We start from the raw sequence: 24,381 nt of genomic DNA, 5'->3' as shown, positions 1-24,381 counted from the left end.
CTTCTCGGCCGCTGGCCTCCTGTCACGGAAGCCAGCATGAGCAATCTCACCCATGTCGAGCTTTTGTGGCTGAAGAAGCGGATCGAAAACTACATCCGGTTCGGCAAGGTTGCTGCAAACACGACTATCGATCGCAGTCGTCGTGTTGTCACCTTCGCGCCCGGCAGCATTTTCGCCTTCGTTCGCTGGACCGCCAACGATTTTGGCACCGTCGCCTCGCGCATCGATATCCTGCGCGCCGTTGCCGCCGGCGAACGCTGCGCGACCGTCGCCTATGTGCGTCCTGGCGCTGACATCCTGCTCACGGCTATCGGATGGCCAAATGTCGAAAGGGTGCTGAAGATCATCGACGCTGTCGAGGCGATCGACATCGATCCTGCTGACGCCTCGCCGGACTACTGGCGGCATGCCCACAGCCGGCTCGCAGCTAGAGAGGCGCCCAGGCCCTACACACGCCAGCGCCATGAGGCATGGCTCCTGCGCCGCAGGATTGAGCCATGAGCATGCGCGCAACGACCATTGCCATGATGCTCGGCAGTGCGGTCCTGGTCGCCGCGCCAGTGTGGGCGGGCCATCGACTGCAGTTCATTTGGAACGCATCAGCGAGCGTCCCCATGGGGCTCTACCGCGTCGAGCCGGTAGACAGGATAAATGTTGCCGATATCGCCGTCGTCATGCCGCCCGAGCCGTTGGCGGGCTTCCTTGCGGAGCGCGGTTATCTGCCGAACGGCGTGCCGCTTCTGAAGCGTGTGCTGGCACTCGGCGGACAGACCGTTTGCCGTCGCGGCACCGCGATCCTTGTCCGTGGCGTGACCCTTGGACATGCGCGCGAGCGTGACAGTCGTGGTCGGCCGCTGTTCGTCTGGCAGGGCTGTGGCGTCATTACCGATGGCGAAGTCTTCCTCATGAATTGGGATGCAGCCGACAGTTTTGACAGCCGCTATTTCGGGCCGCTGCCGCTCACTTCGATCATCGGCCGCGCGGTCCCGTTGTGGACCACCGGCCGCACTTCTCCGGCGCCGAATGGTTCTGGCGAAGCGGATCACCGCGAGCCGTGACGACTCGCCCAACCCCTATCAACGCCCATGAAAGGAGCATTGCTATGGCCCAGATCGGCACCTTCAGCCGCAACGATGACGGCTTCTTCGGCAACATCTCAACGCTGACGCTCGACGTGAAGCTTGCCATCCTGCCTGCCGAGAAATCGGATGCCGAAAACGCGCCGGATCACCGCGTCTTCTGCGAAGGCATGGAGATCGGCGCGGCATGGGAACGCACCGGCGAGAAGGCTGGTAGCTATCTTTCAGTCTCCATCGACGATCCGTCCTTTACGCAGCCGATCCGTGCCAACCTTTTTCAGTCAGATGCCGAGAAGAGCGTCTGGGGCTTGCACTGGAGCCGGCCGTCGAAAGGCGACGATCGAGGCTGATCGGATGCTCCGATTGCGCCTCAGCCAACTTTCTGCGTCAAACCCTTTGATCGATCGGGCGCCGGTCAAACCCTTCGACCCGATCGCCCGTCAGACGGCTGCCGCGCGTAGCGGAGGTCAAGGGCGACCGGACGCTTGCCAATCGCTACGGGCGCTCATCGCGCCGCAATTTGCGGCAAGCAAGTTCGGTCGGCGAAGCCGTGCCCTTGACGGAAGCGAGCACGGTGGCAGGCTGCCGACGCATCAGGATAGGGGTGCATGCGCCGTCATCCGCAGCAGTATGATGATGCTGTCCGCATGCGTCATACTCGCCCTTTCAGCGTCAGTTGTTTGCGCAGAACCTGCCGCGCATCATGAGCGGCCGGCGCACTCCAATACCAAAACTTCGTCCGCTGATCCCTGGTCGGCGCATATCCGGGAGGCTGCCAAACGTTTTGCCATGCCCGAGCGGCTGCTTCGCGCCGTGATGCATGTCGAGAGCGTTGGTGATGTTCATGCGGTGTCGAGCAAGGGCGCGATCGGATTGATGCAGATCATGCCACCGACGTGGCAAGAGCTGCGCACCAAGTACCGCCTCGGTGACGATCCTTATCAGCCGCGCGACAACATTCTTGCCGGCGCAGCGTATCTCCGCGAGATGCTCAACCGCTTCGGTCGTAACGGCTTCCTCGCCGCATACAATGCCGGTCCTGGGCGATACGAAGAGCACCTTGCGACCGGCCGGCCGCTGCCGCGCGAGACGATCGAATATGTCAGGAAACTTGCGCCGCTGATCAGTGGTACGATCCCCGTACCGCCGCGCGCACGGCAAACAGCGGGCAAGGCGAGTCCAGTCGGTTCGGCGGTTTTTGCGCACACCGGCGACATCCGAAATGTCGCCGCATCGCATGGCGATCGTGACGCGGATGTTGAGACTGAGGCCATGTTCACGGCGATCCATTCACCCAGAGTGCCGCCGCCCATTGGCGACGCCGTCACCGATCTGACGGCTTTCGAGCCGCTGTCGGGCAACGCCTTCCGTAGGGATGCAATCGCACCGAGACCGGCTGCGGATGGCCTGTTTGTTCAGCGTTCCTCAGCGGCATCACAATGATCGTCGCATTCCTGGTCAATCGCATTTTGGCCCGCTCCGTCGCAACAATTGCGGTGGGAGGGTTGGTCTCCCGGGAGCACGGGGAGGGATGGCAGGATAAAGGGCCGCGATGTGCGGCTCGGTCGGTTGTTTGTTTTTCTTACGATTTTCGCCTCGCTTTGCGACGTGTCCCCAAAAACGGCGATGTGCGCTCTCCCCATTTTCTCAATCTTCTCAATGGAAATCGCACCTCACGGGCTCTCAAGCCATGAATCGCGACGACAGCTTTCGTGTTCGTCCCGGCCGTATCCGCACGCGTGCCAGTCAGCGCGCGCGCCCTTTTATCTTTCAGGCACTCGCGGCCGCACAGCGAGCAGGCGGACATGTCTCGCGCAAGGGCCAGGTCATCTCTCCACGCGCCTCGACGTTCGGCCGAGGTAGGTCGGCAGGCATCCGTGCCAATCGCCTTATCACTGGCTGCTCACGCGGCGTGGTCGTCAAGGCGCGCGTTGTGCGTCAATTCAGGGCGGCCGCGCCTCTCACTGCCCATCTCAAGTACCTCCGTCGAGAGGGTGTGACGCGGGACGGCGAAAAGGCGAAGATGTTTGGGCCGGATACGGACGAGGCCGACCACGACGCCTTTGCTGCACGGTGCAAGGACGACCGGCATCATTTCCGTTTCATCGTCTCACCGGATGACGCCCACGAGTTGGGCGACCTCAGAGGCTTTGCCCGCAACCTGATCGTCGACATGGAGCGCGACCTCGGCACGAAACTCGACTGGGTTGGCGTCGATCACTGGAACACCGAACATCCGCATGTTCATATCCTCGTTCGCGGCGTGGCCGACGATGGCGAGAACCTCGTCATCTCGCGCGACTACATCCGCCAGGGCCTGCGCGACCGAGCGAGCGACATCCTCACCCAGACATTGGGGCTCCGCACCGATCACGACATCCGGCGGGTCATTGAACAGCAGGTCGACACCGAGCGCTGGACACAGCTCGACCGCCAGCTTGTTCGCGACGCTGATCGCCATGGCATGATCGATCTCGCGCCGCGTCCCGATCGACAACCAGACGAGTTCCAGACTCAGAAGGTTGCACGGCTCCGTAGGCTTGAAAGCCTAGGCCTCGCCAACGAGGTCGGTGCTGGCCAATGGATCATCGCCGAAGAAGCCGAGCCCACGTTGCGTGCGCTCGGCGAGCGCGGCGACATCATCAAGCGAATGCATCGCAGTCTCGCTGGCCATGGCATCGACAGGGCAGCGGCTGGCTATGTCCTGGCTGCCGAAGAAATCGACACGCCCGTCATCGGCCGGCTGCTGGAGCGCGGCCTGGATGACGAACTGCGTGGCTCGGCCTATGCCATTGTCGACGGTATCGACGGACTTACGCATCATATCCGCTTCCGCGATCTCGACGCCGCCGGAGATTCAGTGCCGGGCTCCATCGTCGAGCTTCGCCGCTACAACGATGCGAAAGGTCGCGAACGTCTCGCACTCGCCGTTCGCTCCGACCTCTCGATTGGGGAGCAGATCCAGGCTTCCGGCGCCACCTGGCTCGACCGACAGCTTATTGCGTGCGAGGAGCGGGGACTTGGAGAGGGCGGGTTCGGTCAAAAGGTCAGACAGGCGCTTGAGGATCGCACCAATCAATTGGTGGAGCACGGGCTTGCACGGTGTGAAGGGCGACGTGTCATTCTCTCGCGCAACTTGATCGACACGCTGCGCAGCCGGGAAGTCGAGGCGCTTGGCTCTCACCTTTCCGCCGAGACCGGCTTGTCATTCGTGAAGGCCGCCGATGGCGATCATGTGGCCGGCATCTACAGGCAACGTTTCTCACTCGCCTCCGGCCGCTTCGCCATGATCGAAGACGGGCTGGGTTTCCGGCTTGTGCCGTGGTCTCCGTCGCTCGATAGGCAGGTCGGCCGTCACGTGGATGGCGTTGCACACGCCAGCGGGGGAGTGGATTGGAATTTCGGAAGGAAGCGAGGAATCGGGCTTTGAGCGATCCCAAGTGTAGGTATGGTAGAGCTACCGAATCTGCACCGCCTACCTTAGGCAAGTCTTTGCACGTCAGCACACGACCAGTTGCCCTGATCGCCCATTTCTTCTTGCATGCGCGAGGTCCCGACATTCTCTATCCGCTCCTGACTGTCCAGCCCGGGAGACGAAAACATGCCGGCGACCAGAATTTTGTGGGGTCAAGTCGTCACCGTCCTTCTGCTCGTGCTCTTCACCACTTGGTGCGCGACACAATGGACGGCTTTACGGCTCGGCTTCCAGTCGCAACTCGGTTCGCCTTGGTTCGAACTGGCCGGCCAGTCCGTCTATCCACCACCTGCATTTTTCTGGTGGTGGTTTTTCTACGATGCTTATGCCCCTGAGGTTTTTCTCGAGGGGGCTCTGATTACGGCGAGCGGCGGCTTCGTCGCAATTGCGGCCGCTATCGGCATGTCGGTGTCGCGGGCGCGGGAGGCAAAGAACGCCGACACTTATGGCTCGGCGCGCTGGGCAACGCGCGGCGAAATAGCGGCAGAGGGCATTCTCGGCCTCGATGGCGTGGTGCTCGGCAAGCTCGACCGAGACTATTTGCGCCACGACGGTCCGGAACATGTGCTGTGCTTCGCACCAACCAGAAGCGGCAAAGGTGTTGGCCTGGTGGTGCCGTCGCTGCTTACATGGCCAGGAAGCGCAATTGTACACGACATCAAGGGTGAGAACTGGGAACTAACGGCCGGATGGCGGGCGCGTTTCGGCCGCGTGCTCCTGTTCGATCCGACCAACGCAGCCTCGGCCGCCTACAATCCTCTGCTTGAGGTGCGACGTGGCGAATGGGAAGTCCGTGACGTCCAGAATGTCGCCGATGTGCTGGTCGATCCGGAAGGGTCGTTGGAACGTCGCAATCACTGGGAGAAGACCAGCCACGCGCTGCTGGTCGGTGCCATTTTGCATGTGCTTTATGCCGAAAACGACAAGACGCTTGCTGGCGTCGCCAGCTTTCTGTCCGATCCGCAACGGCCGATTGAAGCAACGCTGCGCACAATGATGCTAACGCGGCATCTGGGCGACGCCGGTCCGCATCCAGTCGTGGCATCGGCAGCGCGCGAACTACTAAACAAGTCGGAGAATGAGCGATCAGGCGTGCTCTCGACCGCCATGAGCTTTCTGGGGCTTTATCGCGATCCGGTCGTGGCGAAAGTGACATCACGTTGCGACTGGCGGATCGCGGATCTTGTCGAGGGCAAGCGGCCGACGACGCTCTATCTGGTCGTGCCGCCGTCTGACATAAGCCGTACCAAGCCACTGATCCGGCTCGTGCTCAACCAGATCGGCCGCAGGCTGACCGAGGATCTGCATGCGAAGGAACGACGACAGCGCCTGTTGATGATGCTGGACGAGTTCCCGGCTCTCGGCCGGCTCGATTTCTTCGAGTCGGCGCTCGCCTTCATGGCGGGCTACGGCATCAAGGCTTTCCTGATTGCGCAGTCGCTCAACCAGATCGAAAAGGCCTATGGGCCGAATAACTCCATCCTCGACAACTGCCATGTTCGTGTGAGCTTCGCCACCAATGACGAGCGGACGGCCAAGCGCGTTTCGGACTCTCTGGGAACGGGAACTGAGATGCGAGCCATGAAGAACTATGCCGGCCACAGATTATCGCCCTGGCTCGGACACCTGATGGTCTCGCGGCAGGAAACGGCGCGTGCGCTGATGACGCCCGGCGAGATCATGCAACTTCCGCCGACCGATGCCATTGTAATGGTGTCGGGCCTGTTCCCGATCCGGGCGAAGAAGGCACGCTACTTCGTCGATCCACGCCTTGCCAAGCGTGTCGTGGCGCCACCGAAGCCTGCAACGACCGAAAGAACGTCGCGACCCGACGACTGGACTAGCGCAACAGTCGCCGCGGCGTCGGAAGGCAATGCTCTCCAATCGCAGATCTTGACGGATACGCATGACGAGGACCCTGCAAATGGCGGCATTCGCCGCCAGCCCGAACTCCCCGAACACGAGGACATCGCGCCTCGGCGCACGGCTCATCTCGATGACGAGTTCGACCTCGACCGGGACGAGCCCGACGATGATGCCATCCGTCGGCGTGCGGTCGATCAGATAATGCGGCGCACCGCACGGCAGGCCGCCCTCGATCCCAATGATGGCATTGAGCTTTGAGCCCATGAAGAACACGAAGAAAAAACAGCTCTCAGCCTATCTCGATCCGGACGTGATGAACGCGCTTGCCGATTATTCTGCTCGGCGCGATGTGTCGCTATCATTAATCGCCGAGGCAGCGATCGCCTCGTTCCTGTCCCCGGATGCTGAGGAACGCAAGGAGGCGGCAATCGCCCGCCGCCTCGACCAAATCGACCGGCGCGTACAGCGCGTCGAGCGCGATGTCGGCATCGCCATCGAGACAATGGCGCTGTTCGTGCGCTTCTGGCTGAACTCGACCCCGGCTTTGCCGGAATCTGCGCAGGCCGAAGCCCGTGCAAAAGGACTGCAGCGCTATGACGGGTTTATTGACGCGCTCGGCCGCAGATTGAGCAAAGGGCCAAAACTCAGGCAGGAAATCGCCGAGGACGTCCCGCCAGCCTCACCAACCGGCAAGGATGATTTGCCAGCGGGATAGGCACGGCCAAGCGCGAGATCGCCGCACCGCATTTTGCAAGTCTCTGCAGGTCGCATCACGACATCCCTTTTTGCTTGTTGCAAGGTCGATATTCCTGCCTCTTCTAATCATCCCCGACAGCGGCACGAACCAATTCGCCGCGAAGAATGGGGATCATCGTGGCAATCAATCATCAAGCCGGCAGGGAAGCGGTGTCGCGCGGTGCACGCATGCTGCGCACGGCGCTTGGGCCCGCCATTGCCGGCTTTCTTGAGGATCCTGATATCGTCGAGGTCATGCTCAACCCGGACGGGCGGCTCTGGGTCGACAGGCTGAAGGAAGGGCTCTCCGCCACCGATGAACTCTTGATCCCGGCTGATGGCGAACGGATCATCCGGCTGGTGGCGCATCATGTCGGTGCCGAGGTACATCCCGACAGCCCTCGCGTTTCGGCCGAACTGCCGGAAACAGGCGAGCGCTTCGAGGGCCTGCTGCCGCCTGTCGTGGCAGCACCCACCTTCGCCATCCGCAAGCCCGCCGTCGCCGTATTCACCCTCCAAGATTACGTCGCCGCCGGCATCGTGACCGAAGCCCAGGCTGACGTGCTGCGGCTTGCCGTCGAAAAACGAAAAAACATTCTGGTCGCCGGTGGCACGTCCACGGGCAAGACCACGCTGGTCAATGCGCTGCTGGCGGAGGTCGCCAAAACCGCCGACCGCGTCGTGTTGATCGAAGACACGCGTGAACTGCAGTGCGCGGCGCCTAACCTAGTGGCGCTGCGGACGAAAGACGGCATCGCCTCGCTTTCCGATCTGGTGAAGTCGTCGCTGCGGCTTCGCCCCGATCGTATTCCGATTGGCGAGGTACGCGGCGCGGAAGCGCTCGACCTGTTGAAGGCCTGGGGCACCGGCCATCCCGGCGGCATCGGTACCATCCATGCAGGTTCCGCCCTTGGCGCATTGCGCCGTCTCGAGCAGTTGGTGCAGGAGGCCGTCGTCACGGTCCCACGCGCGCTCATGGCGGAGACGGTCGACATTGTTGCTGTGCTCGCCGGTCGCGGCTCGTCCCGCCGGCTCGTTGAGATCGCGCTGGTCAACGGGCTCGACACAGTCACCGGCGACTACCGCATGCTCAAGGCCATCGAGACCCAACCAGACATGGAACCACAATCCCCCATGGAGCTCTAAAATGAATCCGATCCGCTCTACTTCATCGTCTATGCCCAGGGTTGCGGCACTGCTTTCCACGGCTGCGGCGACTACAGCCGGTATGACTATCATGATCGCGCCGGCTTTTGCCGCCGGGTCTTCCATGCCGTGGGAAGAGCCGCTTCAACAGATTCTCGAATCCGTTGAGGGGCCGGTCGCCAAGATCGTGGCGGTGATCATCATCATCGTTACCGGGTTGTCGCTCGCCTTCGGCGACACCTCGGGCGGATTCCGTCGGCTGATCCAGGTCGTTTTTGGGCTCTCGATCGCCTTCGCGGCGAGCTCGTTTTTCCTGTCGTTTTTCTCCTTCGGCGGCGGGGCGCTCGTCTGATGGCCATGCTGGAAGACGAAGAAGTTCGCGGCTTTTTCGCGCCGGTGCATCGCGCGCTCACCGAGCCGATCCTGCTCGGCGGCGCGCCGCGCGCCGTCGCCATCGCCAACGGCACGCTCGCCGGGGCCGTTGGGCTAGGCCTCCGCCTCTGGATCGCTGGTCTCGTCATCTGGGCGATCGGCCACTTCGCCGCCGTCTGGGCCGCGAAGCGCGACGCGCAATTCGTCGACGTGGTTCGCCGGCATCTGCGCTACCCCGCGCATTTCGCTTGCTGAGGTTTTGCTATGATGAACCTAGCCGAATACCGCAAGAAGAGCACCAGTCTTGCCGACTATTTGCCTTGGGCAGCACTGGTCGCGCCGGGCGTGGTGCTCAATAAGGATGGCTCGTTCCAGCGAACCGCGCGTTTTCGCGGTCCCGATCTCGACAGTGCGACGCCGGCCGAACTGGTCGGTACTACTGCACGGTTGAACAGCGCGCTGCGCCGTCTCGGGTCCGGCTGGGCGATATTTGTGGAAGCGCAACGCAACCCAACCACCGACTATCCTGACGACCGGTTCCCAGATTCCGCATCGGCGCTGCTCGATATCGAACGGCGAGAGCAATTCGAGGATGCGCCCGACCAGGGATCGCCACGCTTGCGCGATCATCGGCCGCGCGGGGACCTATTCGAGAGCAGCTATTTCCTCACCTTCGTCTGGCTGCCACCGACCGAGGAAGCGTCGCGGATGGAGGGCTGGCTTTACGAAGGTCGGGAAAAGACCGGCGCCGATCCGTGGGAACATTTGAAGAGTTTTGTCGACCGCACCGACCGTGTGCTGAAGCTGGTCGAAGGCTTTGTCCCGGAAGCCTTCTGGCTCGATGACTGGGAGACACTGACCTACCTGCACTCTTGCGTTTCCACCAGACGCCATCGCGTTCGCGTGCCAGAAACCCCGATGCATCTCGATGCGCTGCTGGTCGATCAGCCGCTCGCCGGCGGATTGGAACCGAGGCTCGGCGATGCCCATCTGCGCACGCTCACCATCATCGGTTTCCCCAGCGCAACCTTTCCGGGGATCCTCGACGAACTCAATCGGCTTGCCTTCGCCTACCGCTGGTCAACGCGAGCGATCATGCTCGACAAGACTGACGCCACCAAACTGCTGACGAAGATTCGCCGCCAGTGGTTCGCCAAACGCAAGTCAGTGGCTGCCATCCTGAAGGAGGTGATGACCAGTGAGGCATCAGTCCTCGTCGACACGGACGCCGCCAACAAGGCGGCCGATGCCGACGCGGCTCTGCAGGATCTCGGTTCCGACCAGATCGGTCAGGCCTATGTCACCGCAACCCTGACGGTTTGGGATGGCGATCCGTCGATCGCCGACGAGAAACTTCGGCTCCTCGAGACGGTCATTCAGGGTCGGGACTTCACCTGCATCGTCGAACGCGTCAACGCGATCGAGGCATGGCTAGGCAGCATTCCCGGCCACGTGTATGCGAATGTCCGCCAGCCACCGCTGTCGACACTGAACCTGGCCCATATGATCCCGCTCTCGGCGGTCTGGGCAGGCCCTGAAACAGACGAGCATTTCGGTGCTCCGCCGCTGTTCTTCGCCAGGACAGAAGGCGCAACGCCCTTCCGGTTCAGCCTGCATGTCGGCGATGTCGGCCACACCCTGGTGATCGGACCGACGGGTGCGGGCAAGTCAGTCTTGTTGGCACTCATGGCACTTCAGTTCCGGCGATACGAGAACAACCAGATCTTTGCCTTCGACTTTGGCGGATCGATCCGCGCTGCGATACTTGCCATGGGTGGCGACTGGCACAATCTGGGAAGCAATACGTCGAGCGGGCAGGGAGCGGACGATCCGCTTGCTCTGCTTTCCCTGGCGGATCTGTCGGACGACATCGACGCCGTTTCGCTACAGCCGCTTGCCCGTATCCATCACACGCCGGAGCGGGCCTGGGCAGCCGACTGGCTCGTCGACATTCTGCTGCGCGAAGGCGTGCCTGTCACGCCGGAGGTTAGGGAATATCTCTGGTCAGCGCTGACGTCACTGGCCAGCGCGCCGGTTCAGGAACGGACGCTGACCGGCCTGACTGTGCTGCTGCAGTCATCGTCACTCAAGCAGGCACTGCGGCCCTATTGCATTGGCGGCCCCTATGGCCGGCTGCTCGATGCCGAGCACGAACGTCTCGGCGAGGCACCCGTTCAGGCCTTCGAGACCGAGGGTCTGATCGGCACAGGTGCAGCTCCGGCCGTGCTTGCCTATCTCTTCCATCGCATCGAGCAAAGGATGGACGGCAGGCCGACGCTGCTGATGATCGACGAGGGCTGGCTGGCGCTCGACGATGGCGGCTTCGCCGATCAACTGCGCGAATGGCTAAAAACCCTTCGCAAGAAGAATGCTTCCGTCATCTTCGCCAGTCAGTCGCTCTCCGACATCGATGGCAGCAGGATTGCGCCGGCCATCGTCGAAAGCTGTCCAACGCGGCTGTTCCTGCCGAACGAGCGCGCCATCGAGCCGCAAATTACCCAGATCTACCGGCGCTTCGGCCTCAATGACCGCCAGATTGAGATCGTAGCCCGGGCGACGCCGAAGCGCGACTACTACTGCCAATCGCGCCGCGGCAACCGGCTGTTCGAACTCGGCCTTGGTCCGATAGCGCTGTCGCTGTGCGCCGCATCGTCCAAGTCCGATCAGGCGGCGGTGGAGCGGATCATCGCTGAGGACGGCCGGCAACAGTTCCTCGAGGCTTGGCTTGCCGATCGCGGTCTCTCCTGGGCAGCCGACCTCGTTCCCGGACTCACCAACGTCATCGACCAATCCACAAAGGAGTTTTCCTCATGAAGTCCGTTCTTGCACGTCGCCATATCCGTCGCATGGCGGCAGTTGGCGCACTCGCTGCTGCTGTTGGGCTGTCGTCGTGGCCGGCGTCGGCGCTGATCGTGTTCGATCCCAGGAACTATGCCGAAAACCTGCTTTCGGCCTCTCGCGCACTGGAGCAGATCCAGAACCAGATCACCTCGCTTCAAAACGAAGCTCAGATGCTGATCAACCAGGCGAAAAACCTCACCTCGTTGCCGACCACGCTGCTTAGCCAGATCGAGGGCAATTTATCCAAGATGAAGAGCCTGCTCGGTGAGGCCGACAGGCTTGCCTACAGCGTCCAGGGTATCGAGAGCCAGTTCGCTTCCACCTACGAAAAATTCGGTTCGGAGCTTTCCAGCCAGCAGCTTGTCGATAGCGCACGCGAGCGCTGGCAGACCTCGGTATCTGCCTTTGAACATTCATTGATGGCCGGAGCCGTCGCCGTCGACAATATCGAGGGGACCAAGGAACAGACCAGCGCATTGGTCGGCGCCAGCCAGTCGGCTGTAGGCGTGTTGCAGGCGACACAAGCCGGCAACCAGTTGCTTGCCGTGCAGGCGAAGCAAATGGCCGACCTCACGGCAATGCTCGCCGCGCAAGGAAGGGCGGCAGCACTCGAAGAAGCGAGGACGGCTGCAGCGCAGGAGCAGGCGCGAGAACAGTTCAGCCGCTTCATGACGGGAAGCGGCTACAGCCCGTCATCCGTGAAGATGTTCCACGACTGAGGCTGGTCACCATGAACATCAAGATCGCCGCCCGGATGACAGCCGTTTTTGCCCTTGGCGCCGCCATGACCGCCGCTTTCATGGCGTTGCGCGGCAACGGCTCGCAGGACGCGTCCTCCCCGCGCTCCGCACATCCGGGCGGCGAGCCGGCAAAGGTCGAACTTGCGCGATGCCGGGACATCGGCATGGCAGCAATCGTTGACGAGGCCTGCAGAAAGACCTGGGCCGAGAAGCGGAGGCGATTCCTGCGGCCATCCGGTTCCGTGGCGCCAAATTCGGTTCCGTCCGTTGACAAGGACCATAGCCGGCTCATGCCACTTCAGTCACCGATGCCGCCGCGGAATCTGGAAGATCAATCCCGCCCGAACACGGTGGCGCCATGAACGACGCCGGCGTCATCGATCGTTTCCTCGAGACTTTCACCCGCTACATCGATTCCGGCTTTGGCTTGCTTGGCGGGGAAGTTGCGTTTCTTACCTCTACCTTGATCGTCATCGATATCACGCTCGCCGGCTTGTTCTGGGCCTGGGGTACTGACGAGGACGTGCTGCACCGGCTGGTTAAGAAGACGCTCTATATCGGCTTCTTCGCTTTCATCATCGGCAACTTCAATCGTCTCGCCGGAATCGTCTTCGACAGTTTTTCGGGGCTCGGTCTGGAGGCCGGAGGATCCGCACTTTCCGGCTCTGCGCTCCTGCAGCCGGGCCGCGTCGCGCAAGTCGGCATCGACGCCGGCAATCCGATTCTTGAAGCTGCCAGCCAGTTGATGGGCTACGTCTCGTTCTTCGAGAATTTTGTCCAAATCGCGGTGCTGATGATCGCTTGGGCGATCGTGCTGATCGCCTTTTTCATTCTCGCCGTCCAGATCTTCGTCACCCTGATTGAATTCAAGCTGACGACGCTTGCCGCCTTTGTGCTGATCCCATTCGCGCTGTTCAACAGGACCGCCTTCCTCGCCGAGAAGGTGCTCGGCAATATCGTAGCCTCGGGCGTGAAGATCCTCGTGCTCGCCGTCATCGTCGGTATCGGCTCGGGCCTCTTCGGCGAGTTCACGCAAGGCTTTGGCGCGGAGCAACCGACGATAACGGATGCGCTGTCGCTCGTGCTCGGCGCCTTGTCGCTGATGGGGCTTTCGATCTTTGGTCCTGGCATCGCAACTGGTCTGGTTTCCGGCGCCCCACAACTTGGCGCGGGCGCGGCTGTCGGCACAAGCCTCGCCGCCGCCGGACTTGGTGCTGCCGGCACCATGGGCGCTCGCGCTGGATTGAGCGGCGCGGCAAGTGCTGCAGGAGTCGGAGCACGCATGTCGGCGGCTGCAGCGCGTGGCGGCGCCCATCTGGCGGGCAGCACTACAGCTGCCTGGGGACTAGCCGCGGCAACATCTGGACAGAGCGGTGCAGGTTCCATCGCTGCCGGCACAGCAGGTGTCGCCAAGGCTGGTGCTGGCGCCACCGCTCAACCGGTGAAGCAGGCGATCTCGCGCGCGGCTTCAGCCCTGTCGGCCAGTCATGAGGCTGGCCGCTCGGCCGCGTGGACTGCAACCGGTGGAGAGCGGCCATCAGGAACCACCCCTTCAGGGTCTAGGACGACCACCGCACCGGGTGCGGGATCGCCGCCGGAATGGGCGAGCCGCATGAAGCGCGGCCAGGCCATGAGCCATGGCGCCAGCATGGCCGCGCACTCCGTCCGCTCCGGCGATCACGGCGGCGGCTCAATGAATGTTTCCCTCAATCAGGACGACCGCCGATGAACTTCTTCAAACGACCTTCTGTTCGATACGGCAAGACGCCTCAGTCGGAGACGCCATACCAACGTGCTGCGCAGGTCTGGGATGAACGCATCGGATCGGCCCGTGTGCAAGCGAAGAACTGGCGGCTGATGGCCTTCGGCTCGCTCTTCATGGCCGGCGGGTTCGCTTCCGCTTTGGTCTGGCAGTCGACGCGTGGCACCGTGGTTTCCTGGGTCGTACAGGTCGACAAATTCGGCGAGGCGCAAGCGGTCGCCCCGGCCGTCGCCGACTATCGGCCGACCGATCCGCAGATCGCATGGCATCTCGCCCGCTTCATAGAGCAGGTGAGAAGCATCGCGGCCGATCCGGTCATTGTCCGCCAGAGTTGGTTGCGCGCCTATGACTACACGACCGATCGCGGCGCCGTTTCTCTGAACGATTATGCCCGCCTGAACGACCCCTTCACCAAGGTCGGCAAAATCCAGATTGCTATCGAGATCTCCAGCGTCATCCGAGCGTCGCCGGACTCGTTCCGCGTCACCTGGATCGAGCGCCGCTATGAGAATGGCAGCCTGGCCAGCACCGAGCGCTGGGCCGCCATCCTCACCATCGTCACTCAACAACCCCGCGACGCCGACCGGCTGAAGGCCAATCCGCTCGGCATCTATGTCAACGCCATCAACTGGTCGAAGGAGCTTTCATGATGTGGGCGGTACGAACACGCAAGACGACAGGACAGACCGCGCGCGACATGACGAAAGCACGTGTGTTTGCCCTGGCACTGCTGTCGGCAACGGAGCTGACCGGCTGCGCCTCACAAAAATACATTCCGCCGGAGATCCAATATGACGATGCGGTGCCTGCAGTCCGGAAGTTCGATCCGCCTGGTCCGGTCAAGGTGGTGGAGCTGCCGAAACCACTACCGCTTCCCGGCCAGCTGAAGCCGGTCGAGACCAGCAAAGCAAAGGCGGAACCGGCCGATCCCAAACAGCGGATCACCCAGGCGAACGAGGCGGCGCGAATGCAGCCGGTTCGCGACGGCTTCGTCAACGCGATCCAGCTCTATCCCTGGAGCGAGGGCGCGCTCTATCAGATCTATGCCGCGCCGGGCCAGGTCACCGACATTGCGCTGCAACCCGGCGAGCAACTTGTCGGTCCAGGCCCCGTCGCTGCCGGCGACACCGTGCGCTGGATCATCGGCGACACGCAAAGTGGGGCAGGGGACCGGCTGCAAGTCCATATTCTCGTCAAGCCGACGAGGCCCGATCTCCAGACCAATCTTGTCATCAACAGCGACCGCCGTACCTATCATCTCGAGCTGCGATCTACGGCCTCGACCTACATGGCCTCAGTCTCCTGGCAATATCCGCACGACCAGTTGATCGCGCTGCGGCGCCAGAACGCCCAGGCTTCCGCCGCGCAGCCGGTCGCGTCCGGCGTCGACATCCAGAAACTCAACTTCCGCTACCGCGTCGAGGGCGACGCCGCACCCTGGAAGCCGCTACGCGCCTTCGACGACGGCGCAAAAGTCTATATCGAGTTTCCGTCGGGTATCGGGCAAGGCGAGATGCCGCCGCTGTTCGTCATCGGCCCGTCTGGCGGCTCGGAGCTGGTCAACTATCGTGCCCGCCAAAACTACTATGTTGTCGACCGCCTCTTTGCCGCCGCCGAATTGAGGCTCGGCGACAAGGCGAGTGAGAAACGGGTCCGGATCGTGCGCACCGACGGGAGGCCACGGCGCAGTGTGGGGCTGTTCCGGTGAGCGACATTGTAAATGCCCCCGCCCAGGACCTCAGGGCCGAACTACGCTTGCGACCCGCACCCGCTAGGGTCACGAGGCTGTCGCGCAAAGTGCTGATCGGTCTTGGTGGGGTCGCCAGTGTCGTTATCCTCGGCGCACTCATCTGGGCGCTCGATAGCAGAAGGCGCGACGAACAGCCGTCCGAGCTCTTCACTACAGAAAACCGTACCACTGCCGACGGGCTGCAGGCCCTTCCGAAGGATTATTCCGGCGTTCCGAAACTTGGTCCCGCGCTGCCCGGCGATCTCGGGCGGCCGATCCTGCGCGCGAAGGAGCGGGGGCAGCCGATCGAGGCGCCGAACATCAGTACGCCGCGCGCCGATCCGGACGAACAGCGTCGCCTGGCGGAGGTCGAGGCCGCGCGGGTTGCCAAGCTCTTTACCGATACCAATGTGCGGGAGCGGCCTCTCCCAGTAACGCCGCCCTTGTCGGCGGCGGAACCGGCGAGTGGTCTGACGCTGGCTACCACTACGCCACCGCCCGATCTGGGCTCCGCTCAAAACATCCAGGATCGCAAGCTCGCCTTCGTCAACGCAGCACCGGATCGACGCACCGTCAGTCCGGATCGGCTCGCGGGGAAGGTGTCGCCCTATGTCGTGCAGGCCGGTTCGGTCATTCCGGCAGCCCTCATCACCGGCATCCGATCCGACCTTCCCGGTGAGATCACCGCTCAGGTCACCGAAAATGTCTACGACAGCTCAACAGGATCGTATCTGCTCATCCCGCAGGGTGCAAAACTGATCGGCCAGTACGACAGCCAGGTCGCCTTCGGCCAGTCGCGTGTGTTGCTGGTCTGGGATCGTCTCATCATGCCCGACGGAAGTTCAATTGTGTTGGAGCGCCAGCAGGGCGCGGATGCAGAAGGGTTTTCCGGGCTGGAGGACGAGGTCGACCATCACTGGGGGAAGTTGTTTCGGGCCACAGCGCTTTCGACGTTGTTGGGCGTCGGCGCCAGCCTCGGTTCCAAAAACAACGAGAGCGACATCGCCAAGGCGATCCGTGAAAGCACGCAGAATTGGATGAGCAATATCGGTCAACAGATCGTGGGCCGCCAACTCGACGTCCAGCCAACGCTGACAGTTCGACCGGGTTTCCCGGTTCGCGTTATCGTCAATCGCGATCTTGCGTTGGCGCCGTACGGCACACTGAAGGATCCGTTATGACCAAGCTGAAACTCTCCGCCATACCCGATGATAAGCCGGTCAAGATCACGATCGAGCTGCCCGCCGCTGTTCATCGTGATCTTGTCGCCTATGCCGAGGTCCTCGGTCGGGAGACCGGCCAGACGATCGCCGATGCAGCAAAGCTCATCGCGCCGATGCTGGCACGGTTCATGACGACGGATCGGGCGTTCAGCCGCACTCGGCGCAACCCAAAGTCAGGATGAGCGGAACGAAGCGCGTTTCGTTTCCATGAAGTAGATGGCAACATCCGGCCTGCTCCGAATGAAGTCGGTGACTGCATCCAGAAACTCGGCTGCGTGCAGAAACGGATCGAAGTCGATTGACAGGCTGCCGGCTTGCCCTCTTCGGTCCGTTTCGACCCCGGCAAGTGCGCCGTCGAGTTCCGTGAGGACACGGCGAAGGTTGCCGAGCAGTCTCGATCCTGCCAAGGTTGGCCGGACTCCGCCTGCATGACGTTCGAACAGCACCGTTCCAAGTGAGTGCTCAAGGTCACGGATACGCCTGCTCAGAGCGGAATGATGGACTCCCATACGTCGAGAGGCGCCGAGGAAGCTGCCTTCCTCGGCGACGACGAGTGCGTAATCGAGTGTAATGAGTTGGACGCGTCGCCGCATCGCGCTTCCTTTGTTTAGAGACGATCCGGTCACCAGCTCACGGTTCGAGTGATGAGGTTCCTCTGGTGAAATACCCTGGGCGGCGCACCCTTCTCCGGCCCGTTTGCAAACCTCAACCGTCGACTGTGCCAGCCGGCGTGCTCGCCTTCCGCATTTCGTGCAATCTAGCGAGTGTCCGCTCATCAAAGCTCGCGGTCACGGCCACTGTTTCCTCGTTGCCGATAACCCTTGGCAGGCCGAGCGGCGTGACCCTGAAATGCAGTTGCACCAGTCGCAGAAGCCAGAGGGGGTTCATCTCGATGATGATCGTATCCACATCTGTTTTGAGACCCCATTCGACGATGCCAGAAAGCAGCGCGTTCGCGACCGGGCTGAGCATCCTGCCGCGCTCGCGATATTGCGGCTCAACGCAGTAGCGCGTCCATTCCCAGACATTTTCTCCAGCCGGCCGCTCGCCTTCGCATAGGTCCGATAGAACCTCCGACAAAAGGTGAGGCCGCGTCGAAGGCAGCATGCGTTGATAGCCAATGACGCGGCTGTCCACGATGAACAGCATATGGACGGCGTGTTCGTCGTCGAAGCGGTCCGTCTCGCGACCGTTCTCACGCGCAAGGTCGGTCCAGTTCTTTTCTTCGACAAAAACCTTATGGCGAAGTTGGAAGGCTTGATCCAATTCCGCGCGATAGCAGTCGACATTCTTGTTTGTCACGATGTGCAGCATCCAGCTTGTCCTCAGTTTCGAGATCAACGCATGGTGCTTCGTCCAAGCAGCTCGCAGCATCACGCGATCCCGTGAGATGTTCAACTGATCAGGCCAAGTCGTAAGGCTTCAGCGACGGCGTGAATGGTGCTCGACACCCTTAGTCGCTCTCGGACTGCGCGCAGATGGGTGTCCGCGGTGTTGCTGCTGATGTTCAGGCGCTCAGCGATGTCGTGGACAGTGAGGCCTTCTGACGCCCAATGAAGCACATCACGCTGTCTTGGTGAGAGATGGACAGACTTACGATGGTTCACGCCTCCAATGAGAGCGGACGCGCAACCAAAGGCGTAGGCCATAATGAGCTGGAGGGCCAATCTCTCCAACGGATCGGGGTTCAGTTTCTCACCGGCGATCGAAAAGCCAACTGGATGTCGTTCGATGGTCGAGAACGCTATTGTCAGACCCTCAGCCAGGCGAAAATCCTTTGCCTCATCCATGATGCGGCGCCCGAACGGGCAGACCTTGCATAGATCGCTAACTTCGCTCCAATGAAACGGCGCGCTGGCCTGTCTCACAAGCCGGATCGTCGGATCGCGGGAAAGATAGCCGTTCGAGAAGTAGCGTTTTGTCCATTCCTCAGGCCAAGCGGCTAACACCACGTGCGCTAGTTGCTCACGTTGAGACGCATAGGGCGGCGGAATTGCGCCAGCAAGCAAGTTCGTGGCACCAAAGCGTCCAACATAGGCTAGCAATAAATTGCAGATCCTTTCCGCACTACTGCACTGCCGCATCTCATCGATCATTACGCAAGTTTCGTCGAATCTCTGGCGCCAATTGCCTGAGACCAGTTCCGACTTTGTTAAATTGGCTCTCTTGTTCACTGCTTTGCGCACCAGGCGACGAGGAGGTTCAGCAGATGGGCCAATTCATGGCGAAGCCGCCGGCGCCGGACTGGCGCGGGTAACATTGATCCCAAGCCTGCCTCTTCAGGTGAAGTTTAGGTCCTGCATTTTGGGCGTGACGTCCAGACGCCCCGATTGCCGTTCAGGCCGACGCAAGCGCGCGATTCATGGATCTGGACGCGCAGGGCAAGGACTCGGACCCCGTCTGCCGTCACCCAGTCGTGGCTGGCGTGGCCGGTTCGACCTCCCTGCTCCGGCCACGTTTGGCCTGTGCCTCAAGACCCAGAATGAGGGTCTCGATCAGGAAGTTGTAGCCGTCATCAAGTGGGGCGACATCCCCGCTTTTCCAGCGCATCACGAAGGACCGGTTGTACATCTGCGGCAGGTGGCGCTTGACCAACGGAAAGCGCGCGGCGTCAAGCGCATCGAGACCCGCGTCGAAGCCCTCTACCCACTCCGAGCCCTCGGTCGCGCCGTCGGCGGCCAGTTCCAGGGTGATATACCCTTCCAGAGCGCCGACTACCGAGTTGAAAGCATCGATCAGGGCCTGGCCTTCAAATCCGGCTTCGGTCAGCGCCTTCAGGATGATCTCGACCCAGGGCGCGTTCGGGGCGCCGTTTGAGCGGATATGAGGGCCGAGCAGGGGCGCGGCGTGCGGATGCTCGTGCACGCGTGCGCGAAAGCGCCGAAAGAGAATCCGGATCGTTTCGCGCCAGTCATCGGAAAGGTCCTCGGGCGTCATCAGACTGGCAATCAGCGCGCCCGAGATTTCGGCGAGCAAATCCGTTTTGGCGCCACCGGCATGCCAATATAGAGCGGCCGGATAGACATTGAGGCGGCGCGCGAGGGCACGGACGGAAAATCCGACGAGGCCCTTATCGTCAATCAGGGCAATGGCGGCTTCGACGACGCGCTCGCGGGTCAGGCCGATGGCGGCGGCTCTACCCACGAAGCGCTTTCCTGACGCCGGCCTTTTGGTCAAAGTTGCCTCTCGTTTCGGCTAGGCAAGGACCGAGGGCACGCCCGAGTTCCTGTGCAAATCGCTCATTGTCCCCTGCTGTTCCGATACTCACCCTGAGGAAGTTTGTATAGCCGGCCTCCATCCATGGTTTGACAATTATGCCCTTTTGAAGCAAGGCCCTAGCCACGGGTGCGGCTTTGGCGTTCAGATCGAGGAACAGGAAATTCGCCTGCGACGGGACAACGCGGACACGCATTTCGCGCAGGTGATCGGCAAGGACGCTACGGTCGTACCGGATCTTCGCGGTGGCCTCGTGCATCCAGTCGTCATCCTGCAAAGCGGCGACAGCAGCTGCTTGCGCGGCGGCGTTGACATTGAAGGGCGTCAGGGTCGCGCGCATGGCTCGGGCGATGCCCTCGTCCGACGAAATGCCGTAGCCCACGCGTAAGCCGGCGAGACCGTAGGCCTTGGAGAAGGTGCGCAGCACGACCCAGGACAGGTTCGGGCGAAGGGGCATTACCTTCAGTCCATCGGGATAACCGGGGTCGACCAGTTCGAAATAGGCCTCATCCAGCACGAACAGCGTTCCGGGCTGCACCGCGTCCAGCAGCCGGTCGAGTTCAGGCCGCGACATGGCCGTTCCGACGGGATTCGAGGGTGAGGAGATGAAGACGATCTTCGGCTTGCGCGCGAGCTCGTGCATCAGCGCATCGGCGTCATAGTCGAATGCGTTGGTCATCGGCACTTTGATCACCTGCGCACCGGCTGCTAAGGGCTCGATCTCGTGCAGGCCGAAGCAGGGCGAAATGGTCAGGACGGTATCGCCTTTTTGCAAATAGGCACGGCAGAGGGCAGCGATAAGCTCCTCCGAGCCATTCCCGCAGACGATCCGATTGGGGACAGTGCCGAGCTTCTCCGAAAGCGCTTGCCGCAGTGCGCCAGACGCCGGATCGCTGTAGCGCGACGGCACGAGTGCCCCCAGCGCCGCAGCTACTACCGGGGATGCGCCATAGGGATTTTCGTTGCTCGCCAATGCCGCAATGTCTTCCCGCCCGCTGATCCGCCGTGCGACGGCGGCGGAAATGCCCGCGTTGTAGGTGGGGAGTGCGGCGACTTCCTGCCGCGGGCTGAGGACGTTCTGCTGAACTGATTGCATGTTCCAACCTTCTGATATGGCTCGCTTCTTGTGACGTTTCCCGACGTCACTCTTCCACCGCGGGCAGTCTCCGGGGCTGCGCGCGAACGCTGATTTCCCGACGCGTTCATCCTTCGCAACGCGCACCGAGCGGCCTGTAACTCTGGCAGAAAAATGTCGTTGACACAGGAAAAGTATATACATAATCTTTTATTGTCCACTGAACAAAAAAACTCAATGAAGCGGACAAGGGGTACTCGTTGCTGTGTCGAAAACGTTGGATGCGGTTGGGAGCATCGAGCGGACGCATTGGCCTGGAGGGTCCTCGGCACAAACGGATATCGAAGCCGCGCGGAGTGGGGAACTCCGGCAACCGAAGGGAAGAATTCACATGATGATGGAAAATATCGCCTTTCGCTCCCGCCGCTGGCTCGCCGGCACGGCCCTGTCAGCAATGCTCATGGCTGCGGCTCCCGCATTCGCGGTGACGCCGGCCGATACGCTGGTCGAAGGCTTCGCCATCGACGACATCATCACCATGGATCCTGGCGAGGCGTTCGAATTGTCCGCCGCCGAGGTGAGCGCGAACATCTACGACCTTCTGGTGCGGTCCGACCTTGCCGACACCTCCAAGTTCAAAGGCGACTTGGCCGAGAGCTGGACCATTTCCGACGACAGGCTGACCTACACTTTCAAGCTGAAGCCAGACCTCAAATTCGCCTCGGGCAACCCAGTCACCGCCGAGGACGTGGCCTGGTCGTTCGAGCGTCTTGTCAAGCTCGACAAGAGCCCGGCCTTCATCCTCGGTCAGTTTGGACTGAATGGCGACAATGTTGCCGAAAAGGCCAAGGCCGCCGCTCCCGACACTTTCGTCTTCACGGTCGACAAGCCCTATGCGCCTAGCTTCGTGCTGAACTGCCTGTCGTCGACGGTGGCCGCCGTGGTCGACAAGCAGGTGGTGCTGGAGCACATCAAGCCGGTCACGCCGAGCGTCGACTACAAATACGACAATGACTTCGGCAACGACTGGCTAAAGACGCATACGGCTGGTTCGGGACCGTTCAAGCTGCGTGAATGGCGCGCCAACGAGGCGGTCGTCATTGATCGCAACGACAGCTACTGGGGCGAGAAGGCCAAGCTCGCGCGCGTCGTCTATCGCCATATGAAGGAAAGCTCGGCCCAACGGCTGGCGCTTGAAGTCGGCGACATCGACGTCGCTCGCAACCTCGAGCCGAACGATCTCGACGCCATGGCCGAGAACGTCAACATTACCATCGCCAGCGCGCCGAAAGGCACGGTGTACTACATCAGCCTCAACCAGAAGAACCCCAATCTGGCCAAGCCCGAGGTGCGGCAGGCGTTCAAGTATCTCATCGACTACGATGCCATCGGCTCGACCCTGATCAAGGGCATCGGCGAGATCCACCAGACCTTCCTGCCCAAAGGCGTGCTGGGTGAGTTGGACGAGAATCCCTTCAAGCTCGACGTCGCCAAGGCCAAAGGGCTTCTAGAGAAGGCCGGGTTGAAGGATGGGCTCTCCGTGACCATGGACGTGCGCAATAGTCAGCCGGTGACGGGTATCGCTGAATCCATCCAGCAGACGGCCGGCGAGGCGGGTATCAAGATTGAGATCATCCCCGGCGACGACAAGCAGACGCTGACCAAATACCGCGCCCGCAACCACGACATCTATATTGGTCAGTGGGGGCAGGACTACTTCGATCCGAACTCCAATTCCCAGACCTTTGCCTCAAATCCCGACAATTCGGATGACGGCAGGGTCCAGACTCTGGCCTGGCGCAACGCCTGGGATCTGCCGGACCTGACGAAGGAGACGGAGGCCGCGCTCCTGGAGAAGGATTCCGCCAAGCGCTCCGAGATGTACCGGCATCTTCAAAAAGAAGTGCTCGACAACAGCCCGTTCGCCCTCATCTACCAGCAGATCGAGGTTGCCGGTGTGCGCAGCAACGTGAACGGCTTCAAGCTCGGGCCGAGCTTCGACACCAATTTTGTTGGCAACATCACAAAGGAATAGCCGGTGGAACCGCATCGCTTGAGCGTAGCCGAAGCGCAGGCGGAGGCTGGCGGAAGCAATGCCGCTGCGCATTTTGCATTCGTCGCCCGCTTCCTCGTCATCGCCATTATGACCTATCTAGGTCTCCTGGCTGTGACTTTCTTCATCGGTCGGGTCATCCCCATCGATCCTGTGCTGGCGGTGCTCGGCGATCGCGCGCCGGCCAGTGTCGTCGAGCGCACCCGGCGCGAAATGGGGTTGGATCTGCCACTGATCCAGCAGTTCTACATCTACATCAAGGGCGTGCTTTCCGGCGATTTCGGCCGATCCGTGCTGACCACCAATACGGTCATGGACGATATTCGCCGTGTCTTCCCGGCCACGATCGAACTGGCAACGTTCGGAACGCTGATCGGCTCCGTGGTCGGCATTCCGCTCGGCGTTCTGGCGGCGGTCAAGCGCGGCAGCCTGTTCGACCAGATCGTGCGTGTCATCGGCCTGATCGGCTACTCGATGCCAATCTTCTGGCTGGGCCTACTGTCGCTGGTGCTGTTCTACGCCAAGCTGCAATGGGCGGCATTCCCCGGTCGCCTCGACGTCGCCTACGAATACTCGTTCACGCCCATCACCGGTTTCTTGCTGCTGGATTCGGCCATTCAAGGGCAGTGGGACGTCTTCAAAGACGTCTTGCGTCATATCCTCTTGCCGGCCTCGTTGCTCGGCTATTTCTCGCTGGCCTATATCAGCAGCTTGACACGCTCCTTCATACTGAACGAGCTCTCCCAGGAATATGTTGTGGCCGCCCGCGCCAAGGGCCTTTCGGAAACGCGTATCATCTGGGGCCATGCGCTGCGCAACGCGGCCGTGCCGCTGGTGACTGTGATCGCGCTGTCTTATGCCGGACTGCTCGAGGGCTCCGTGCTGACGGAGATGGTGTTCTCCTGGCCCGGCATCGGCCTCTATGTCACCAACTCGCTGCAGAACGCGGACATGAACGCAGTGCTGGGCGGCACCGTCGTCATCGGCTCAGTGTTCATCGCCATCAATCTATTTGCGGACCTGCTCTACCGGCTGCTCGATCCGAGGACAAAGGCGCAATGAGCTGGAT

Annotated in this window: 25 protein-coding genes; 20 read left to right on the top strand and 5 right to left on the bottom strand. The window is 61.7% G+C overall.

Features of this window, described 5'->3' with window-relative positions; all coding sequences use genetic code 11:
- Positions 1-36 precede the first annotated feature (36 nt).
- The 18 genes from H5P29_RS02315 (at position 37) to H5P29_RS02230 (ending at position 17,150) form a co-directional block, all read left to right on the top strand.
- Positions 37-501, top strand: a complete 465-nt coding sequence (locus H5P29_RS02315; protein WP_154385799.1) for a DUF2840 domain-containing protein — start codon at positions 37-39, stop codon at positions 499-501.
- The gene (locus H5P29_RS02310) at positions 498-1,058 is read left to right on the top strand and encodes a S26 family signal peptidase (protein ID WP_154385800.1); all 561 of its coding nucleotides are present in this window, start codon (positions 498-500) and stop codon (positions 1,056-1,058) included. The genes H5P29_RS02315 and H5P29_RS02310 overlap by 4 nt, the downstream gene beginning before the upstream one ends.
- Positions 1,059-1,102: 44 nt before the next feature.
- The gene (locus tag H5P29_RS02305; RefSeq protein WP_154385801.1) at positions 1,103-1,429 is read left to right on the top strand and encodes a DUF736 domain-containing protein; all 327 of its coding nucleotides are present in this window, start codon (positions 1,103-1,105) and stop codon (positions 1,427-1,429) included.
- 280 nt (positions 1,430-1,709) lie between these two features.
- Positions 1,710-2,522, top strand: a complete 813-nt coding sequence (locus tag H5P29_RS02300) for a lytic transglycosylase domain-containing protein (RefSeq protein WP_154385802.1) — start codon at positions 1,710-1,712, stop codon at positions 2,520-2,522.
- 247 nt (positions 2,523-2,769) lie between these two features.
- Positions 2,770-4,509: a VirD2 family relaxase/mobilization nuclease gene (locus H5P29_RS02295; RefSeq protein ID WP_154385803.1), complete on the top strand. Its 1,740-nt coding sequence runs from the start codon at positions 2,770-2,772 to the stop codon at positions 4,507-4,509.
- A gap of 171 nt (positions 4,510-4,680) precedes the next feature.
- On the top strand, positions 4,681-6,678 hold the full coding sequence (locus tag H5P29_RS02290) for a conjugal transfer protein TraG (protein WP_154385804.1): 1,998 nt from the start codon (positions 4,681-4,683) through the stop codon (positions 6,676-6,678).
- A gap of 4 nt (positions 6,679-6,682) precedes the next feature.
- Positions 6,683-7,135, top strand: coding sequence for a CopG family transcriptional regulator (locus tag H5P29_RS02285; protein WP_154385805.1), 453 nt, complete (start codon positions 6,683-6,685; stop codon positions 7,133-7,135).
- A gap of 209 nt (positions 7,136-7,344) precedes the next feature.
- Positions 7,345-8,301 (top strand): P-type conjugative transfer ATPase TrbB, encoded by a 957-nt coding sequence (trbB, locus tag H5P29_RS02280; RefSeq protein ID WP_182575132.1) that lies wholly within the window; start codon positions 7,345-7,347, stop codon positions 8,299-8,301.
- A gap of 31 nt (positions 8,302-8,332) precedes the next feature.
- Complete coding sequence (locus tag H5P29_RS02275; RefSeq protein ID WP_108605707.1) at positions 8,333-8,653, top strand: TrbC/VirB2 family protein; 321 nt, start codon at positions 8,333-8,335, stop codon at positions 8,651-8,653.
- Positions 8,653-8,928 (top strand): VirB3 family type IV secretion system protein, encoded by a 276-nt coding sequence (locus H5P29_RS02270; RefSeq protein ID WP_154385807.1) that lies wholly within the window; start codon positions 8,653-8,655, stop codon positions 8,926-8,928. The genes H5P29_RS02275 and H5P29_RS02270 overlap by 1 nt, the downstream gene beginning before the upstream one ends.
- A gap of 9 nt (positions 8,929-8,937) precedes the next feature.
- Positions 8,938-11,487, top strand: coding sequence for a conjugal transfer protein TrbE (trbE, locus tag H5P29_RS02265; RefSeq protein WP_154385808.1), 2,550 nt, complete (start codon positions 8,938-8,940; stop codon positions 11,485-11,487).
- Complete coding sequence (gene trbJ / locus H5P29_RS02260) at positions 11,484-12,233, top strand: P-type conjugative transfer protein TrbJ (protein WP_154385809.1); 750 nt, start codon at positions 11,484-11,486, stop codon at positions 12,231-12,233. The genes trbE and trbJ overlap by 4 nt, the downstream gene beginning before the upstream one ends.
- A gap of 11 nt (positions 12,234-12,244) precedes the next feature.
- On the top strand, positions 12,245-12,616 hold the full coding sequence (trbK-alt, locus tag H5P29_RS02255) for a putative entry exclusion protein TrbK-alt (protein ID WP_154385810.1): 372 nt from the start codon (positions 12,245-12,247) through the stop codon (positions 12,614-12,616).
- A complete protein-coding gene (gene trbL, locus H5P29_RS02250) occupies positions 12,613-13,983 on the top strand; it encodes a P-type conjugative transfer protein TrbL (RefSeq protein WP_154385811.1) in 1,371 nt (456 codons plus the stop codon). Before trbK-alt ends, trbL begins: the two co-directional genes overlap by 4 nt.
- Positions 13,980-14,666 carry a conjugal transfer protein TrbF gene (gene trbF / locus H5P29_RS02245; RefSeq protein WP_154385812.1) on the top strand — a complete coding sequence of 229 codons (687 nt, stop codon included), beginning with the start codon at positions 13,980-13,982 and terminating at the stop codon, positions 14,664-14,666. The genes trbL and trbF overlap by 4 nt, the downstream gene beginning before the upstream one ends.
- 47 nt (positions 14,667-14,713) lie before the next feature.
- Complete coding sequence (trbG, locus tag H5P29_RS02240; RefSeq protein ID WP_154385844.1) at positions 14,714-15,724, top strand: P-type conjugative transfer protein TrbG; 1,011 nt, start codon at positions 14,714-14,716, stop codon at positions 15,722-15,724.
- Positions 15,721-16,926 carry a TrbI/VirB10 family protein gene (locus tag H5P29_RS02235; RefSeq protein WP_182575123.1) on the top strand — a complete coding sequence of 402 codons (1,206 nt, stop codon included), beginning with the start codon at positions 15,721-15,723 and terminating at the stop codon, positions 16,924-16,926. The genes trbG and H5P29_RS02235 overlap by 4 nt, the downstream gene beginning before the upstream one ends.
- Positions 16,923-17,150 carry a DUF2274 domain-containing protein gene (locus H5P29_RS02230; RefSeq protein WP_154385813.1) on the top strand — a complete coding sequence of 76 codons (228 nt, stop codon included), beginning with the start codon at positions 16,923-16,925 and terminating at the stop codon, positions 17,148-17,150. Before H5P29_RS02235 ends, H5P29_RS02230 begins: the two co-directional genes overlap by 4 nt.
- Here H5P29_RS02230 and H5P29_RS02225 read toward each other — a convergent pair.
- The 5 genes from H5P29_RS02225 to hisC all read right to left on the bottom strand — a co-directional run bounded on the left by H5P29_RS02225 (position 17,142) and on the right by hisC (position 21,280).
- The gene (locus H5P29_RS02225; protein ID WP_182575124.1) at positions 17,142-17,561 is read right to left on the bottom strand and encodes a LysR family transcriptional regulator; all 420 of its coding nucleotides are present in this window, start codon (positions 17,559-17,561) and stop codon (positions 17,142-17,144) included. The genes H5P29_RS02230 and H5P29_RS02225 overlap by 9 nt on opposite strands.
- A 112-nt stretch (positions 17,562-17,673) precedes the next feature.
- Complete coding sequence (locus tag H5P29_RS02220; RefSeq protein ID WP_154385815.1) at positions 17,674-18,282, bottom strand: acyl-homoserine-lactone synthase; 609 nt, start codon at positions 18,280-18,282, stop codon at positions 17,674-17,676.
- A gap of 80 nt (positions 18,283-18,362) precedes the next feature.
- Positions 18,363-19,064, bottom strand: coding sequence for a LuxR family transcriptional regulator (locus tag H5P29_RS02215; RefSeq protein WP_154385816.1), 702 nt, complete (start codon positions 19,062-19,064; stop codon positions 18,363-18,365).
- A 310-nt stretch (positions 19,065-19,374) separates the two neighbouring features.
- Complete coding sequence (locus H5P29_RS02210; RefSeq protein WP_182575125.1) at positions 19,375-20,112, bottom strand: TetR/AcrR family transcriptional regulator; 738 nt, start codon at positions 20,110-20,112, stop codon at positions 19,375-19,377.
- Entirely contained in the window at positions 20,105-21,280 is a 1,176-nt protein-coding gene (hisC, locus tag H5P29_RS02205) for a histidinol-phosphate transaminase (RefSeq protein WP_154385818.1), read from the bottom strand. Before hisC ends, H5P29_RS02210 begins: the two co-directional genes overlap by 8 nt.
- A gap of 373 nt (positions 21,281-21,653) precedes the next feature.
- Between hisC and H5P29_RS02200 the strand changes: the two genes are divergently transcribed.
- Entirely contained in the window at positions 21,654-23,294 is a 1,641-nt protein-coding gene (locus tag H5P29_RS02200) for an ABC transporter substrate-binding protein (RefSeq protein ID WP_371818649.1), read from the top strand.
- Positions 23,295-23,312: 18 nt separating this feature from the next.
- Positions 23,313-24,374, top strand: a complete 1,062-nt coding sequence (locus H5P29_RS02195; protein WP_246340900.1) for an ABC transporter permease — start codon at positions 23,313-23,315, stop codon at positions 24,372-24,374.
- Positions 24,375-24,381 lie beyond the last annotated feature (7 nt).

Source organism: Aminobacter sp. MDW-2 (assembly GCF_014250155.1).
In the GTDB taxonomy this organism is placed as follows: Bacteria; Pseudomonadota; Alphaproteobacteria; order Rhizobiales; family Rhizobiaceae; genus Aminobacter; species Aminobacter ciceronei.
The sequence above is the reverse complement of the archived record's forward strand: the minus strand, read 5'-3'. Positions and strand labels throughout refer to the sequence as shown.

Bases quoted from the DNA above. Each gene is read 5' to 3' on its own strand.
- H5P29_RS02315 (WP_154385799.1), top strand. From the start codon at position 37: ATGAGCAATCTCACCCATGTCGAGCTTTTGTGGCTGAAGAAGCGGATC.
- H5P29_RS02310 (WP_154385800.1), top strand. From the start codon at position 498: ATGAGCATGCGCGCAACGACCATTGCCATGATGCTCGGCAGTGCGGTC.
- H5P29_RS02305 (WP_154385801.1), top strand. From the start codon at position 1,103: ATGGCCCAGATCGGCACCTTCAGCCGCAACGATGACGGCTTCTTCGGC.
- H5P29_RS02300 (WP_154385802.1), top strand. From the start codon at position 1,710: ATGATGATGCTGTCCGCATGCGTCATACTCGCCCTTTCAGCGTCAGTT.
- H5P29_RS02295 (WP_154385803.1), top strand. From the start codon at position 2,770: ATGAATCGCGACGACAGCTTTCGTGTTCGTCCCGGCCGTATCCGCACG.
- H5P29_RS02290 (WP_154385804.1), top strand. From the start codon at position 4,681: ATGCCGGCGACCAGAATTTTGTGGGGTCAAGTCGTCACCGTCCTTCTG.
- H5P29_RS02285 (WP_154385805.1), top strand. From the start codon at position 6,683: ATGAAGAACACGAAGAAAAAACAGCTCTCAGCCTATCTCGATCCGGAC.
- trbB (WP_182575132.1), top strand. From the start codon at position 7,345: ATGCTGCGCACGGCGCTTGGGCCCGCCATTGCCGGCTTTCTTGAGGAT.
- H5P29_RS02275 (WP_108605707.1), top strand. From the start codon at position 8,333: ATGCCCAGGGTTGCGGCACTGCTTTCCACGGCTGCGGCGACTACAGCC.
- H5P29_RS02270 (WP_154385807.1), top strand. From the start codon at position 8,653: ATGGCCATGCTGGAAGACGAAGAAGTTCGCGGCTTTTTCGCGCCGGTG.
- trbE (WP_154385808.1), top strand. From the start codon at position 8,938: ATGATGAACCTAGCCGAATACCGCAAGAAGAGCACCAGTCTTGCCGAC.
- trbJ (WP_154385809.1), top strand. From the start codon at position 11,484: ATGAAGTCCGTTCTTGCACGTCGCCATATCCGTCGCATGGCGGCAGTT.
- trbK-alt (WP_154385810.1), top strand. From the start codon at position 12,245: ATGAACATCAAGATCGCCGCCCGGATGACAGCCGTTTTTGCCCTTGGC.
- trbL (WP_154385811.1), top strand. From the start codon at position 12,613: ATGAACGACGCCGGCGTCATCGATCGTTTCCTCGAGACTTTCACCCGC.
- trbF (WP_154385812.1), top strand. From the start codon at position 13,980: ATGAACTTCTTCAAACGACCTTCTGTTCGATACGGCAAGACGCCTCAG.
- trbG (WP_154385844.1), top strand. From the start codon at position 14,714: ATGACGAAAGCACGTGTGTTTGCCCTGGCACTGCTGTCGGCAACGGAG.
- H5P29_RS02230 (WP_154385813.1), top strand. From the start codon at position 16,923: ATGACCAAGCTGAAACTCTCCGCCATACCCGATGATAAGCCGGTCAAG.
- H5P29_RS02225 (WP_182575124.1), bottom strand. From the start codon at position 17,561: ATGCGGCGACGCGTCCAACTCATTACACTCGATTACGCACTCGTCGTC.
- H5P29_RS02220 (WP_154385815.1), bottom strand. From the start codon at position 18,282: ATGCTGCACATCGTGACAAACAAGAATGTCGACTGCTATCGCGCGGAA.
- H5P29_RS02215 (WP_154385816.1), bottom strand. From the start codon at position 19,064: ATGATCGATGAGATGCGGCAGTGCAGTAGTGCGGAAAGGATCTGCAAT.
- hisC (WP_154385818.1), bottom strand. From the start codon at position 21,280: ATGCAATCAGTTCAGCAGAACGTCCTCAGCCCGCGGCAGGAAGTCGCC.
- H5P29_RS02200 (WP_371818649.1), top strand. From the start codon at position 21,654: ATGATGGAAAATATCGCCTTTCGCTCCCGCCGCTGGCTCGCCGGCACG.